Annotated in this window: 15 protein-coding genes; 7 read left to right on the top strand and 8 right to left on the bottom strand. The window is 68.8% G+C overall.

Annotated features, from left to right (window positions below; all coding sequences use genetic code 11):
• Positions 1–3: 3 nt before the first annotated feature.
• Together flgL and DC347_RS10120 are read left to right on the top strand one after the other, a co-directional pair.
• Positions 4–888 (top strand): flagellar hook-associated protein FlgL, encoded by an 885-nt coding sequence (gene flgL, locus DC347_RS10125; RefSeq protein WP_109045285.1) that lies wholly within the window; start codon positions 4–6, stop codon positions 886–888.
• Positions 885–1,253, top strand: coding sequence for a flagellar assembly protein FliW (locus tag DC347_RS10120; protein WP_109045284.1), 369 nt, complete (start codon positions 885–887; stop codon positions 1,251–1,253). The genes flgL and DC347_RS10120 overlap by 4 nt, the downstream gene beginning before the upstream one ends.
• 20 nt (positions 1,254–1,273) lie before the next feature.
• Here DC347_RS10120 and DC347_RS10115 read toward each other — a convergent pair whose 3' ends face one another.
• Entirely contained in the window at positions 1,274–2,155 is an 882-nt protein-coding gene (locus DC347_RS10115; RefSeq protein WP_109045385.1) for a helix-turn-helix transcriptional regulator, read from the bottom strand.
• Between the two features lie 92 nt (positions 2,156–2,247).
• Here DC347_RS10115 and DC347_RS10110 point away from each other — a divergent pair, with 92 nt between their 5' ends.
• The 3 genes from DC347_RS10110 to DC347_RS10100 are packed head-to-tail and all read left to right on the top strand — an operon-like array spanning position 2,248 to position 5,067.
• A complete protein-coding gene (locus tag DC347_RS10110; protein WP_109045283.1) occupies positions 2,248–3,129 on the top strand; it encodes an aldo/keto reductase in 882 nt (293 codons plus the stop codon).
• Positions 3,130–3,161: 32 nt separating this feature from the next.
• Positions 3,162–4,190 carry an aldo/keto reductase gene (locus tag DC347_RS10105; protein WP_109045282.1) on the top strand — a complete coding sequence of 343 codons (1,029 nt, stop codon included), beginning with the start codon at positions 3,162–3,164 and terminating at the stop codon, positions 4,188–4,190.
• Positions 4,191–4,236: 46 nt separating this feature from the next.
• Positions 4,237–5,067, top strand: coding sequence for an oxidoreductase (locus tag DC347_RS10100; RefSeq protein ID WP_018761655.1), 831 nt, complete (start codon positions 4,237–4,239; stop codon positions 5,065–5,067).
• Positions 5,068–5,080: 13 nt separating this feature from the next.
• Here DC347_RS10100 and DC347_RS10095 read toward each other — a convergent pair whose 3' ends face one another.
• From DC347_RS10095 to DC347_RS10080, 4 genes are read right to left on the bottom strand one after another with little or no spacing between them, the layout of a single operon-like run.
• Positions 5,081–6,433 (bottom strand): FAD-dependent oxidoreductase, encoded by a 1,353-nt coding sequence (locus DC347_RS10095; RefSeq protein WP_165838008.1) that lies wholly within the window; start codon positions 6,431–6,433, stop codon positions 5,081–5,083.
• 12 nt (positions 6,434–6,445) lie between these two features.
• Positions 6,446–6,856 (bottom strand): arsenate reductase ArsC, encoded by a 411-nt coding sequence (locus DC347_RS10090; protein ID WP_018761657.1) that lies wholly within the window; start codon positions 6,854–6,856, stop codon positions 6,446–6,448.
• On the bottom strand, positions 6,853–7,557 hold the full coding sequence (locus DC347_RS10085; RefSeq protein WP_109045280.1) for an aquaporin: 705 nt from the start codon (positions 7,555–7,557) through the stop codon (positions 6,853–6,855). The genes DC347_RS10090 and DC347_RS10085 overlap by 4 nt, the downstream gene beginning before the upstream one ends.
• Positions 7,554–7,904: a metalloregulator ArsR/SmtB family transcription factor gene (locus tag DC347_RS10080; RefSeq protein WP_109045279.1), complete on the bottom strand. Its 351-nt coding sequence runs from the start codon at positions 7,902–7,904 to the stop codon at positions 7,554–7,556. The genes DC347_RS10085 and DC347_RS10080 overlap by 4 nt, the downstream gene beginning before the upstream one ends.
• Positions 7,905–8,050: 146 nt before the next feature.
• On the opposite strand from DC347_RS10080, the gene map reads away from it, so the two are divergent.
• On the top strand, positions 8,051–8,824 hold the full coding sequence (map, locus tag DC347_RS10075; protein ID WP_109045278.1) for a type I methionyl aminopeptidase: 774 nt from the start codon (positions 8,051–8,053) through the stop codon (positions 8,822–8,824).
• A gap of 62 nt (positions 8,825–8,886) precedes the next feature.
• Here the strand turns inward: map and DC347_RS10070 are convergent, their stop codons facing one another.
• Together DC347_RS10070 and DC347_RS10065 are read right to left on the bottom strand one after the other, a co-directional pair.
• Positions 8,887–9,786 carry an SGNH/GDSL hydrolase family protein gene (locus DC347_RS10070; RefSeq protein ID WP_109045277.1) on the bottom strand — a complete coding sequence of 300 codons (900 nt, stop codon included), beginning with the start codon at positions 9,784–9,786 and terminating at the stop codon, positions 8,887–8,889.
• Between the two features lie 98 nt (positions 9,787–9,884).
• Positions 9,885–10,403: a GNAT family N-acetyltransferase gene (locus tag DC347_RS10065; RefSeq protein ID WP_109045276.1), complete on the bottom strand. Its 519-nt coding sequence runs from the start codon at positions 10,401–10,403 to the stop codon at positions 9,885–9,887.
• A gap of 157 nt (positions 10,404–10,560) precedes the next feature.
• Between DC347_RS10065 and DC347_RS10060 the strand changes: the two genes are divergently transcribed.
• Complete coding sequence (locus DC347_RS10060; protein WP_109045275.1) at positions 10,561–11,037, top strand: hypothetical protein; 477 nt, start codon at positions 10,561–10,563, stop codon at positions 11,035–11,037.
• Here the strand turns inward: DC347_RS10060 and DC347_RS10055 are convergent.
• A complete protein-coding gene (locus DC347_RS10055; RefSeq protein ID WP_109045274.1) occupies positions 11,006–12,982 on the bottom strand; it encodes an amino acid transporter in 1,977 nt (658 codons plus the stop codon). The genes DC347_RS10060 and DC347_RS10055 overlap by 32 nt on opposite strands.
• Positions 12,983–13,093: the final 111 nt, after the last annotated feature.

The following is a 13,093-nucleotide window of genomic DNA, read 5'->3' as shown; positions in this document are numbered from 1 at the left end:
CCCATGTTGAACCGTGTCACCAACCAGTCGATGGCTGCGGCCGCGCAGCGGAACCTCCAGGCCGGTCAGTCCCGGCTCGCCACGCTGCAGCAGAAGGCCGGCACCCTGCAGAACATCACCAGGCCGTCGGACGATCCCGCTGCGCTGGCAAATGCCATGGCAACGCGCGCCCAGCTCCGCGCCGCCGACCAGTACGCCGGCAACATCAACGACGGCAACGGCTGGCTGGACACGGCGGACGCAGCCCTGGGCCAGGCCACCAACATCCTGAACAAGGTCCGCGACCTCACCCTGCAGGCCGCCAACGGATCCCTCAACCAGCCGGCCAAGGATGCGATCGCCGCGGAGCTCGACGGGCTGGGCAAGGACCTGCTGGCCGCCGCCAACACCAAGTACCTGGGCCGGAACGTCTTCGCCGGCAGCTCCGATTCCGCGGCCGCCTTCAGCGGGAATCCGCCCGTGTTCAACGGGGTGCCCGCCAGTTCAGTGGAGCGGCGCGTCGACGCCGGGCAGAAAGTCCGGGTGGATGCCGACGGCGGCGCGATCTTCGGGAACGGCGCAGGCTCCGTTTTCGCCCTGGTCAGCGGCGTCGCCGCAGCCATCCGATCCGGCGCAGACCCGTCCCCGCAGCTCGGCGCCGTGGACGCGCGCCTGAACAGTGTGATCAACGGCCGCGCCGAGGTGGGTACCCGGCAGGCACAGCTGGTGACCGCGCAGGACAGGCTCTCGGGGCTGAAGGCTACGCTGGAAACACAGCGGTCCGCCATCGAAGACGCGGACATCGGACAGGTGGTGCTTGGTTTGAAACTGCAGGAATCCAACTACCAAGTAGCTTTGGCCGTCACGGCCAAGGTGTTGCAGCCGACGCTGATGGACTTCCTGCGGTGACCGCCGTATCCTCCATGCCGGTGGCCTTCACTGCCCCCATGCCTGGCCTCGAGGGGCTGGATGGTTTCACGCTGCGCGGTGTGGACGGCGCCCATGGCCTCTTCGCCCTGGAGGCCGAGGCCGCCGCGGTGCGGTTGTTCCTGGCCGACGCCGCCGTGTACGTGCCGGACTATGCCCCCGCCCTTCCGGCCGGCGCCCGGGCAGCGGGCCAGAGCACCACGTTGCTGGTGGTGAACCCGGGCCAAGGAAAGCCCACCGTCAACCTGGCGGCTCCGCTGGTCCTCAATCCGGAAACGGGCGTGTGCACCCAAGTGATCCTGGACAGCAACACTTACCCCTTGCAGGCTGAGCTCGGCGGCAAATAGCGGGCAGCGCCACCGGAAAGTCAGCTGGTTTCCGTGACCGATGCCTGGGCCGGTTCCTCCTGCGTGGCGGCCCAGCTGGCCAAGACCTTGAGGGCGTCCTCGGACGGCGAGCCCGGTTCGGCCGTGTAGACGTTGATCCGCAGCCCGGGGTCGGCGGGAAGCTCCAGCGCCTCGTAGGTCAGGTCCAGGTCCCCAACGATGGAGTGGTGGAGCCGTTTGCGGCCGGTGCGGTGGTACTTCACGTCGTGCCGGGCCCACCGGGTGCGGAACTCCTCGCTGCGGGTGGCGAGCTCCCCGATCAGGTCGGACAGGTCTTTGTCGTACGGGTTCTTCCCGGCCGTGGACCGCAGGACGGCAACAATGTCGTCCGCGGCGCGTTCCCAGTCGGCGAAGAACTCCCGCGCCTTCGGGCTCAGGAACGTGAACCGTGCACTGTTGGGCGGGGTGCCGCCGTCGGTCATCATTTCCAGGTACAGGGCCCGGCCCAGCTCGTTGGACGCCAGGACGTCGCCGCGGTCGTTGCGGACCCAGGCAGGCGCGGTGGTAATCGCGTCAATGACCCTCTGCACGCTGGGCCGCACCGTCAGCGGGCTCCGCTTGCGCCGCACCCGCGGAGCAGCCGTGGACGCCCGGGCCAGGTCGAACAGGTGGGCCGTCTCGGCGTCGTCCAACTGCAAAGCCCGGGCCAGCGCCTCCAGCACGCTGTCCGAGGCACTGGACAGGTTTCCCCGCTCCAGCCGGATGTAGTAATCGATGCTCATCCCGGCGAGCATGGCCACCTCTTCCCGGCGCAGGCCCTTCACACGCCGGTTGCCGCCATACGCAGGCAGCCCGGCTTCGTCCGGCGTGAGCCTGGCCCGGCGGGAAGTCAGGAACTTGCGCACGTCGTCGCTGTTGGTCATGGCACCCACGCTACGCCCGGCCGCCGCCGCGAGGGAGGGACTGTCAAGCCCTCCCACAAACCTCCGCATCCCAATACCGTGAAGGAATGGTTATGGAACTCAAGCTCAACAACGGCGTCACCATGCCCGCTCTCGGCCTCGGCGTCTTCCAAAGTCCCCCGGAAGAGACGACGGCGGCCGTCCAGACAGCGCTCGAGGTGGGCTACCGGCACATCGACACAGCCGCCGCCTACGGCAACGAGCGGGAAGTGGGCGAAGGCATCCGCCGCTCCGGCCTGGACCGTGGCGACGTGTTCATCGAAACCAAGGTCTGGGTCAGCGACTACGGCTACGACGAGTCACTGCACGCGTGGGACAAAGCGGTGGGAAAGCTGGGCGTGGAGCAACTGGACCTGCTCATCCTGCACCAGCCCGCACCGGACCGGTTCGAGAAGACGGTGGCCGCGTACAAGGCGCTGGAAACCCTGCTGGCGGACGGGCGCGTGCGGGCCATCGGCGTCAGCAACTTCATGCCGCACCACCTGAAGCAACTGCATGAGGCAACGGACGTGGTCCCGGCCGTCAACCAGATCGAACTGCACCCCTACTTTGCCCAGCGCAACGTCCAGGCCGCAGACGCAGAGCACGGCATCCTCACCCAGGCGTGGTCGCCGATCGGCGGCATCACCTTCTACCCCGGCTGGGGCGAGAACCGGAAGAACGTCATGCGTGACCCGGCGGTCGCCGCCGTCGCGAAGGCCCACGGCAAGACTCCCGCCCAGGTGATGCTGCGCTGGCACCTGCAGCAGGGCCGCTCCGCCATCCCCAAGTCCACCAACCCGGCCCGCATCGCCGAGAACTTCGACGTGTTCGGCTTCGAGCTGTCCGCGGCGGACCTGGCTGCCATTGATGCCCTGGATACCGGCGTCCGCAGCGGCCCGGACCCGGACGTGGCCCGCCCCGAGCGGTTCGCCATGGTGATCCCCGAGGCCTAAGCAACCCCCAAGCCTGAGAGAGAAGGAACCAGATGGAATACCGCCCGCTTGGCCGCACCGGCGTGCAGGTCAGCCCCCTGTGCCTCGGCGCGATGATGTTCGGCCCCTGGGGCAACAACGACACCGACGACGCCACCCGCATCATCCACCGCGCCCTGGACGCCGGCATCAATTTTGTCGACACCGCAGACGTCTATTCGGGCGGCGTGTCAGAGGAAATCGTGGGCAAGGCCCTGGCAGGCCGCCGCGACGACGTCTTCCTGGCCACCAAGTTCTTCATGCCAATGGACGAAAAAGACCCCAACCGGCGCGGCGGCTCCCGCCGCTGGATCATGCGCGCCGTGGAAGACTCGCTGCGCCGGTTGAACACCGACTACATCGACCTCTACCAGGTGCACCGGCCCAGCCCGGACACCGATGTGGAGGAAACCCTGGGCGCCCTCACCGACCTGGTCCGCCAGGGCAAGGTGCGCTACCTCGGCTCGTCCTCCTACTCCGGTTCGCAGATAGTGGAGGCGCAGTGGGCTTCCCGGGAACGGAACCTTGAACGGTTCGTCACCGAGCAGCCGCCGTACTCCATCCTGACCCGCGGGATCGAGGAGGACGTCCTGCCCACCGTGCAGCGGCACGGGATGGGCACCCTCACCTACAGCCCGCTCGCCGGCGGCTGGCTCTCCGGGCGGTGGCGGAAGGACTCCGCGTCCTCACCCACCTCCGCTGCCCGCCCCAGCGCCCGGTTCGACATGTCCCAGCCGGCCAACCAGCGCAAGCTGGACATCGTCGAAGAGCTGGCGCAGGTGGCCGAATGGGCGGGCGTCACGCTCATTGAGCTGGCCATCGCGTTCGTCATCAACCACCCCGGCGTCACCTCCGCGATCGTGGGCCCGCGCACCATGGAACAGCTGGAGTCCTACCTCCCGGCCGCCGACGCGAAGCTGGCGCCGGAAGTGCTGGACCGCATCGACCAACTGGTGGCCCCGGGCGTGACCGTCAACCCGGACGACAACAGCTACGGCGCCCACGAACTGACAACACACGCACGACGACGGCACGCGGCTTAGCTGCCGGGCCCCGCCTTACTCTCCACACCCTATGAAAGGACAACCCATGGCAACGTGGCTCATCACAGGCTGCTCCACCGGACTTGGCCGGGCACTGGCGGAAGCCGTGCTCGCGTCCGGGCACAACGCCGTCGTCACCGCACGCAAGGTGGAGACGCTGCAGGACATCACCGCAGGCTTCCCGGACACCGCGCTGGCACTCCCCCTGGACGTCACGGACAAGGCGCAGATCAATGCCGCGGTCAGGCAGGCGGAGGAAAAGTTCGGCAACATCGACGTCCTGGTCAACAACGCCGGCTACGGCTACCGCGCCGCCGTGGAAGAAGCCGACGACGCCGACATCCGCCAACTGTTCGACACCAACTTCTTCGGTGCGGTGGACATGATCAAGGCGGTGCTGCCGGGCATGCGCGCCACCAAGGGAGGGTCCATCCTCAACGTCTCCTCCATCGGCGCCCGGATCACCCCGGCCGGCTCCGGCTATTACGCGGCCACCAAGGCGGCGCTGGAGGGCATGTCCGGATCGCTCCGCAACGAGCTCAAACCCCTGGGCATCAACGTCACCGCCATAGAGCCCGGCGGCTTCCGCACCGACTTCGCGGGCCGCTCGCTGACCCAGTCGGCGACGCCCATCGGCGACTACGCCGAGACCGCCGGCAAGCGCCGCAAGGAAAGCGACACGAGCCACGGCAACCAGCCCGGCGATCCGGACAAGGCCGCCCGGGCGATCATCGCCGTCGTCGAATCCGCCACCCCGCCGGGCCTGCTGGTCCTGGGCACGGACGCCGTCGGTGCGTTCGGCATGGTGGCGGACGCCCAGCGGGCCGAACTGGACCAGTGGCGGGAGTTGAGCACCAGCACAGACATCACCGACTGAGCCCATAGGGCCGCTATACGCGCGCGGATTCGCCGCTGCGGCCGTGCTCGACCCCGGTGGCGAATCCGATCGTCACCGGCACCGGGCTGCCACAGCACGCGTCCCCGGCGGCGTCGGCCGGGAGGCTGGTGGAGCAAACCCCGGTTTCCGGGAGCTCAAGTTCCACGGCGTCCGCTGCTTGGGTGTCCCCGGCCAGCGCTGCCGCAACGGACCGGACCTGCTCATAGCCGGTGGCCATGAGGAACGTGGGCGCCCGCCCGTACGATTTCATGCCGGCAAGGTAGAAGTCCTTTTCCGGCTGGGCGAGGATCCTGGCCCCGTGGGCGGGGACGGTGCCGCAGCTGTGGAAGTCCGGATCGATCAGTGGGCCCAAAGCCTTGGGTGCCTCCACCGCCGGGTCCAGGTCCAGCCGGAGTTCCGACAGGATGGACAGGTCCGGGCGGAACCCGGTGGCGGGAATCACCCGGTCCACCGTCACGCTGCGGCCGTCCGCGGCGTGCACGGTGAGCGTGTTGCCGCGGGTTTCGAGGGATGCCGTGTGGAAGCCCGTAAGGAGCTGGACGGCTCCGGTGTCGACGGCGGTGCGGAGCCGGGTGCCCAGCTGGCCGCGGGCAGGCAGTTCGTCGGCGTTCCCGCCGCCGTAGGCGCGCTCCGGAGAGGCACCGCGGATGGCCCACAGGACCTCGGTTCCGGGGTTGGCGCGGGCCACGCGGGCGAGGTCAAGCACCATGTTCGCGGCGGAATGTCCGGCGCCGACCACCAGGGTGCGGCGCCCGGCGAAACCGCCGGCGGTGACGTCGGGCAGCGGCCCGGTGACCGGCCCGGCGGCACGGGCCTCCGGCTCGCCCAGGGCCGGCAACCCGGAGGATCCCAGCGGCGCGGGCGTGGTCCATGTCCCGGACGCGTCGATGACGGCGCGTGCAAGGAGCTCGGTGACCTCTCCGCCGTCGTGCTCTATCCGCAGCAGGAACGGCGCCTCATCCCGGCCCAGGCTGCGGCCCTTGTCCATGCCCAGCCGGGTCACGGCCAGAACGCGGGCGCCGGTCCTGATCCGGCCCTTCAGTTCCGGTGTGGCGGCCAGGGGTTCGAGGTAGTCGGAGACGATCTGCGAACCATAGGGCAGCGCGGTGGGCCGGGGCGCTTCCCAGCCGCTGCGTTCGAGGAGCCGCACCGAGGCCGGGTCCAGGTTGTATTTCCACGTGGAGAACAACCGGATGTGCCCCCATTTCCGGATGGCCGAACCCACGGTGGGGCCGGCTTCCAGGACAAGGGGTTCCAGCCCGCGTTCGAGCAGGTGGGCGGCCGCGGCGAGGCCCACGGGCCCGGCGCCGATCACGGCCACGGGCAGCGATTCAACGGATGCCACGCTGCCCACCGGTCAGCCCTGCGCCGGGGTCAGGGAAGCGATCAGGGCCTCCACACGGGTCTTGATCTCGTCGCGGATGGGCCGGACCGAGTCCACGCCCTTGCCCGCCGGATCCTCCAGGACCCAGTCCTCGTAGCGCTTGCCCGGGAAGTAGGGGCATTCGTCGCCGCAGCCCATGGTGATCACCACGTCCGAGTCCTGCACCGCTTCCGTGGTGAGGACCTTGGGGATCTCGGCTGACATGTCGATGCCCACCTCGGCCATGGCCTGGACGGCGGCCGGATTGACCTTCTCCGCAGGCTGGGACCCGGCGGAGCGGACCTCGATGGCGCCCTGGGAGAGGGTGGTCAGGTACGCGGCGGCCATCTGGGAGCGGCCGGCGTTGTGGACGCAGACGAACAGGACGGAGGGTTTGTGGCTCATGAGAGCACCTTTCGGTCGGCCGCCGGAGCGGTGGAAGCGGCGGGGAGGGAGGGGTAGAGGAAGCGGACCAGGACGAATCCGGCGGCGCCGCCGAGGAGCTGCGCCAGGATGAAGGCAGGGGCCGACGACGGTGCGATGCCGGCAAAGGTGTCCGTGACGGTGCGGGCGATGGTCACCGCTGGGTTGGCAAAACTGGTGGAGCTGGTGAACCAGTACGCGGCGGTGATGTACCCGCCCACGGCGAACGCCACCCGGTCTGACCGGCCTGAGCGGACCGTTCCGAAGATGACCAACAGCAGGCCCACGGTGGCGATGACCTCGCCCAGCCAGAGCGGGGCGCCGGTGCGCTGGTGCGTGGACCAGGTGACGGCGTCCAGCCCGAACATGAGGTTTGCGGCCACCGTGCCGGCCAGCCCGCCCAGGACCTGCCCCGCAACCAGGCCTGCCGCGGTGGGGGTGTCGATCATTCCCAGCGCCCGTTCCACCAGGGTCACCACGGGATTGAACGACGCCGACACGGGCTGCAGTGCCACGATCAGCGCCACCAGCGCGGCACCCGTGGCGAGGCTGTTCTGCAAAAGCTGCAGGCCGACGTCGTCCGGGGACAGCCTGGAGGCCATCACTCCGGAGCCGACCACGGCCATGACCAGGAATGCCGTACCGATGAATTCCGCCGCAGCCCGGCGGAGCATGACGGTCACGCGGCCTGCCCGCCGATCAAGGCTGCCAGGTTCTGCAGGGCCTCGGTGCGGGCCCGGTAGTAGACCCAGACACCGCGCTTTTCCCGGTCCAGCAGGCCTGCCTCGTGCAGGATCTTCAGGTGGTGGCTGATGGTGGGCTGGGAGAGGTCGAAGGCATCGTTGAGGTCGCAGACGCAGGCCTCGCCGCCTTGGTGCGAGGCCACCATGGACATCAGCCGGAGCCGGACCGGATCCGCCAGGGCCTTCAGCAGCGGCGCGATCCCTTCGGCCTCGGACTCGGACAGCGGCTGGCGCGCCAGCGGGGCGCAGCAGGCTGCGGCCTGGACCGCGGTCAGCTCCAAAGACATAGACATACGTAAATATTTACACTCATCTATGTCTTTGGCAATCGCCGCAATAATCCCGCAGGTCCGGGCCGTCCCCTTGCAGCCCGCGGCGGCTGGGCAAATAGGATGGCCCCTAGAGCTAGCCGGCCGCAGATGAAGGGCGCCCCATGATCGAGATCCTCAACCCCGCCGAAGTGGCCCGCGCACGCGTCACCGGCGCCCTGGTGGCTGACATCCTGCAGGCCATGAAAAGCCGCGCCACGGTGGGCACGAACCTGCTGGACATCGACCGGTGGACCAAGGAGATGATCGCCGCGGCCGGGGCCGAATCCTGCTACGTGGACTATGCGCCGTCCTTCGGGCGCGGCCCGTTCGGCCACTACATCTGCACCGGGGTCAACGACGCCGTGCTGCACGGGCTGCCCCACGACTACGCCCTGGCCGACGGCGACCTGCTGACCCTTGACCTCGCCGTCGTCAAGGACGGGGTGGCAGCGGACGCCGCCATCAGCTTCATCGTGGGCGAATCACGGCCGGCGGAGAGCGTGGCGATGATCGAGGCGACCGAGAGGGCGCTTGCCGCCGGCATCGCCGCCGCCGGGCCGAACGCCAAGATCGGCGACATCTCCTACGCGATCGGCCGCGTCCTCACCGACGCCGGGTACCCCATCAACACCCAGTTCGGCGGCCACGGCATCGGCTCCACCATGCACCAGGACCCGCACGTGCCCAACATGGGCCGGCCCGGCCGCGGCTTCAAGCTGCGGCCGGGACTGTTGCTGGCGCTGGAGCCATGGATCATGGCGGACACGGCGGAACTGGTCACGGACGACGACGGGTGGACCCTCCGCAGCGCCACCGGCTGCCGGACGGCCCACACGGAGCACACCATTGCCATTACCGACGACGGCGCCGAGATCCTGACCCTGCCCTCGCGGTAGGAGCTATCCGGTCCCGGCCACGGTGCTGCGGCGTTCCAATGTGTCCCCGCCCAGGGTACGGGTCAGCCCTTCACGAGCTGGGCAGGCTTGATCGCGCTGACCATGGCCGGGTAGTAGCCCTTTGAATATCCGTCGGCGGTGGGGTGGAAGTTGAACTGCGTGTACTGGCCCAGGTTGAACCAGGAGCCGGAGGAGCCGATTTCGTGGCCGTTGAATTTGGTGGCGACGTCCACGAACTGCGCGCCGGCGCTCCGTGCCTTGGCCGCGAGGACGGCGTTGAGCTGGTCCGTGCCCTTGTCGAACACCGCGGCGGCCGCTGCGGACATGACACCGCCGCCGGCGATGACTGTGGTGGATTCTCCGGCCGTCGCAAAGAGCCGGGGGTACCCGAGCCAGGCGATCTTGGCATTGGCCGCGTACCCGCGGATTGTTCCGACCGTTCCGGCGACGTCGACCCCGTTTGCGAGCTGGACTCCATAGGCTGCGGCTGCCTGGCACCCGGTAGCCTGTGGCGACGTGTCTGCAGCACACGCTGCGATGATCTGGCCGAAGTTGACGTCGTTGCCGCCGGCGGTAAGGGTAACGAGTCCTGTGGTGCTGTTGAGCGCACCATCAAGGGACGCCTTTGCCGCCTGCTGGGCAATAGTGGGGATACCTGAAGTGGTTGCTCCGACAGTCGCGCCTGCACACGCATAGTCGCCGGTGAGGGCCACCGATTGCAGCTGGTCCAGCAGCGCCACGTCGTCAGGGCCGCCGTGCAAGCAGGCCGGGCTGCCGAACGCCGGATTCACGGCGGCAGTTGGCGCCAGCGAGCCCCAGCCGGCCGAGAAGGAGTCCCCGAGATTGACGTACTTGACGGGGTCCTGGGCGGCGAAAGCCGGCGTGGATGCCCCTGAGAGGATAACGGCGGTGACGGCGGCGAAAGCGGCCGCACTGCGGCGGCAGGCTGAGGGAAACTGCATGATGGGCTCCGTACTGTCCTCGGGTAAACGTGTCCCCTGACGCTAGGGTGCGCGCCGGACACCCAAACAGGGCCCTTGGACCCTAGGCAAAGCCGGAGCTATTCGGTCCCGGCCACGGTGCTGCGGCGTTCCAGGAGCAGCGTGTCCTGCCAGTGCCCGGCCTTGGGCCCGTTGCTGATCCGGGCTATCCGCTCCCGGGTCCCCACCACGCGGAACCCGAGCCGCTGGTGCAGGACCAGGCTGGCCGCGTTCTCCGGGAAGATGCTGGACTGGATGGTCCAGATGCCCGCGGCCTCGGTGGAATCGATCAGGGCTCCGAGCAGGAGCCGGCCCACGCCCCGGCCGTGCGTCTGCGGCGCCACGTAGATGGAGTGCTCCACGAGGCCCCGGTACACCTCCCGTGACGAAACCCGGGACACGGCGGCCCAGCCCAAGACCCGGCCCGCGTCCTCGGCGATGAGCCGGTGCTCAGGCAACCGGCCGGCGTCGAACGCTTCCCAGGTGGGCGGTTCGCTCTCGAAGGTCGCCTCCCCCGTGGCGATGCCGGCGGCATAGATCGCGTGCACGGCGTCCCAGTCGTCGGGGCGCATGGGGCGGATCGTCACGGGGCTGTCCATGGGTCCCATTATGGTTGACCGGCCCGGCCCCGCTGGCCGGGCGTCGGCCGCGCCGGGGTGTAAAGAATCCGTCAATAAACGGCCCCGTCCACCCCGCCGGAGCCCGTGCAGCCCTTTGATGGAGGCATAGGCAGCAGGTGGGAGGCAGGGAGCGCAGATGCGGTGGGACGAGGCGCCGGAGGACCGTGGCAGGGTCAAGTTCGCCGCCGCAGCCGAGGCCGTGGAGGGCTACGGTGGCCGGCCCCTGAACGGGCGTGCACTGCAGCCGGCCAGCGGCTACCTCTTCCCCGACCAGGACGGCGAGCAATGGTGGGTCATCTTCCAGCCGTGGCCGCCGTCGGGCCTGCACGCCCGCAAAGTTCCCGGCGACATCCTGGCCTGCAACGACTCCTACGGCGACATGGTGCACGTGGTGGTGCTGGCAGCGGGCGTCTGGGAGGACGACGCCGAGGCCGCCTTCCGCGCGCACGTCCCGCTGACCCTGGCGGACGCCGCCAGGGTTGCGGCCACGGTGGCGCACGTGGCGGCACCGGGGCACACCGCACCGGAGCGCCCCGGTCCCGCGCCGAAGCGCACGGACGGGACACCGGCGGACCCGCCGGTCAGCCCACGTGGACCCATGGGCGCTGGGTGACATCCGGAACGGCCTCGCGCAGGACCTCACGGGTCACCGGCGCGATCTCGCCCTCGCCCAGGAACAGGAACCGCACCAGGTTGGTGATGGGGTTGCCCTCAGTCCAGCGGAAGTAGATGTGCGGCATCAGCCCGGTCACGTCCCTGATGTGCAGGAGCACGGAGGCGATGGTGTTGGGCACCACCGGCCCGTGGACTTCCAGGACGTGGTAGCCGTGGCGGTTCACGCCGCGGACATGGAGCTCCGTTTCGAAGTCGGAGGAGTCGTCCACAATGACTTCGAGGAACAGGGCGTCCCCCGCCAGCGGCAGGTGGCTGACCTCGATCGCAGATTCCAGCTTGTCCCGGTACGCCTCCGCTGACAGCCGGAGCGGCTCATGGGCAATGATGGCGATGGGCCCGTCCAGGGTGCTGGACATGAACTCCAGGGCCTGCTGGTCCAGGTGCACCCGGGTGGCGTGCAGCTCAAAGGAACGCCGCACCCTGGACAGCAGGGAGATCACGATGATGCCGAGAATGAAGATGGCGGCGATCCGGATGCCTTCGGGACGTTCGAAGATGTTGGCCACCGTGGTGTACGCGAACACCACCGAAATCGCGCCGAAGCCGAAGGTTAGGTTCCGCTGCCCGCGGCGGCGCGCCGACAACGTCACGGCCACGGCTGCGGAGGTCATCAGCACCAGGACGCCGGTGGCGTAGGCGCCGCCCTGGGCGTCGACATCGGCGTTGAAGATAAAGGTGATCACGAAGCCGATCACGGTAAAGACGAGCACCAGGGGGCGCACCGCCTTGGCCCATCCGGGGGCCATGCCGTAGCGCGGCAGGTACCGGGGAACCAGGTTCAGCAGGCCGGCCATGGCCGAGGCGCCGGCGAACCAGAGGATGCCGATGGTGCTGATGTCGTAGACGCTGCCGAATCCGACGCCAAGGTATTCATGTGCGAGGAACGCCAGCGCGCGCCCGTTAGCCTGGCCGCCGGGCTGGAATTCCTGCTCCGGGATCAGGACCACGGTAATGAAGCTGGTGGTCAGCAGGAACACGCTCATGATCACGGCGGCGGTGGTGAGCATGCGCCGGGCGCCGCGGATACGGCCCGCCGGGTTCTCTTCGGTATCGTCCGCCGCGCCCCGGACCTGCGGCATCACCGCAACGCCCGTCTCGAAGCCGGACAGGCCCAGCGCCAGCTTAGGGAACACCAGCAGCGCGATGGCCACCGCCATCACGGGGTTCCCGTGGGAGACCCACAGGTTGGTCCACCAATCCCCCATGGCCGCAGGATGGGAAATCACCTGTCCCAGGGTGACAACCACCACCACGGCGTTCAGGCCCAGGTAGAGGACCACCAGGACCACCGCGACGCCGATTGCTTCCTTGAATCCGCGCAGGAACACCGCCGCCAGCAGCGCGAGCAGGAAGAGCGTGACGGGGACGTTCTGGTTTTGCAGCCACCCCGGAGCTACCGGGTTGCCGACCAGGTGCGCGGTGGCGTCGGCTGCCGAGAGGGTCATGGTGATCATGAAGTCGGTGGCGGCGAACCCGAGCAGGACCAGCACCAGGAGCTTGCCGCCCCAGCGCGGCAGCAGCCGCTCAAGCATGGCGATGGAGCCTTCACCGCGCGGGCTTTCACCGGCAACCCTGCGGTAGACCGGCAGCGCGCCCAGCAGGGTCACCGCCACCAGCACCAGGGTGGCCAGCGGGGAGATGACCCCGGCAGCCAGCGCGGCGATGGCCGGCTGGTACCCCAGGGTGGAGAAGTAGTCCACGCCGGTCAGGCACATGACCTGCCACCACGTGTGCTTCCGTTCGTGCTGCGTCGGAACGCCGCCGGGGCCCTGGTGGGTGCCCTTGCTGTCCTGCAGGCCAAACAGCAGCCAGTCCTTGAGCGCCTTCCTGCCATGCGGGTGGAGCGCGGAAGGATCCGCCGGGGGCCTGCTTAACGTGGTCATGACTGCCTTTCCGCGCTGCCCTGTGCACCGCGATCACTGCGAAGCTAGCACCGGCAAAATTGGCTGGCGTCGGAAAGGGGGTTTTCTTAATGATTCCTTTACGCGTGATGT

The organism is Pseudarthrobacter sp. AG30, assembly GCF_003116525.1.
Taxonomy (GTDB): domain Bacteria; phylum Actinomycetota; class Actinomycetes; order Actinomycetales; family Micrococcaceae; genus Arthrobacter.
This window is presented reverse-complemented; position numbering and strand designations above follow the sequence as displayed.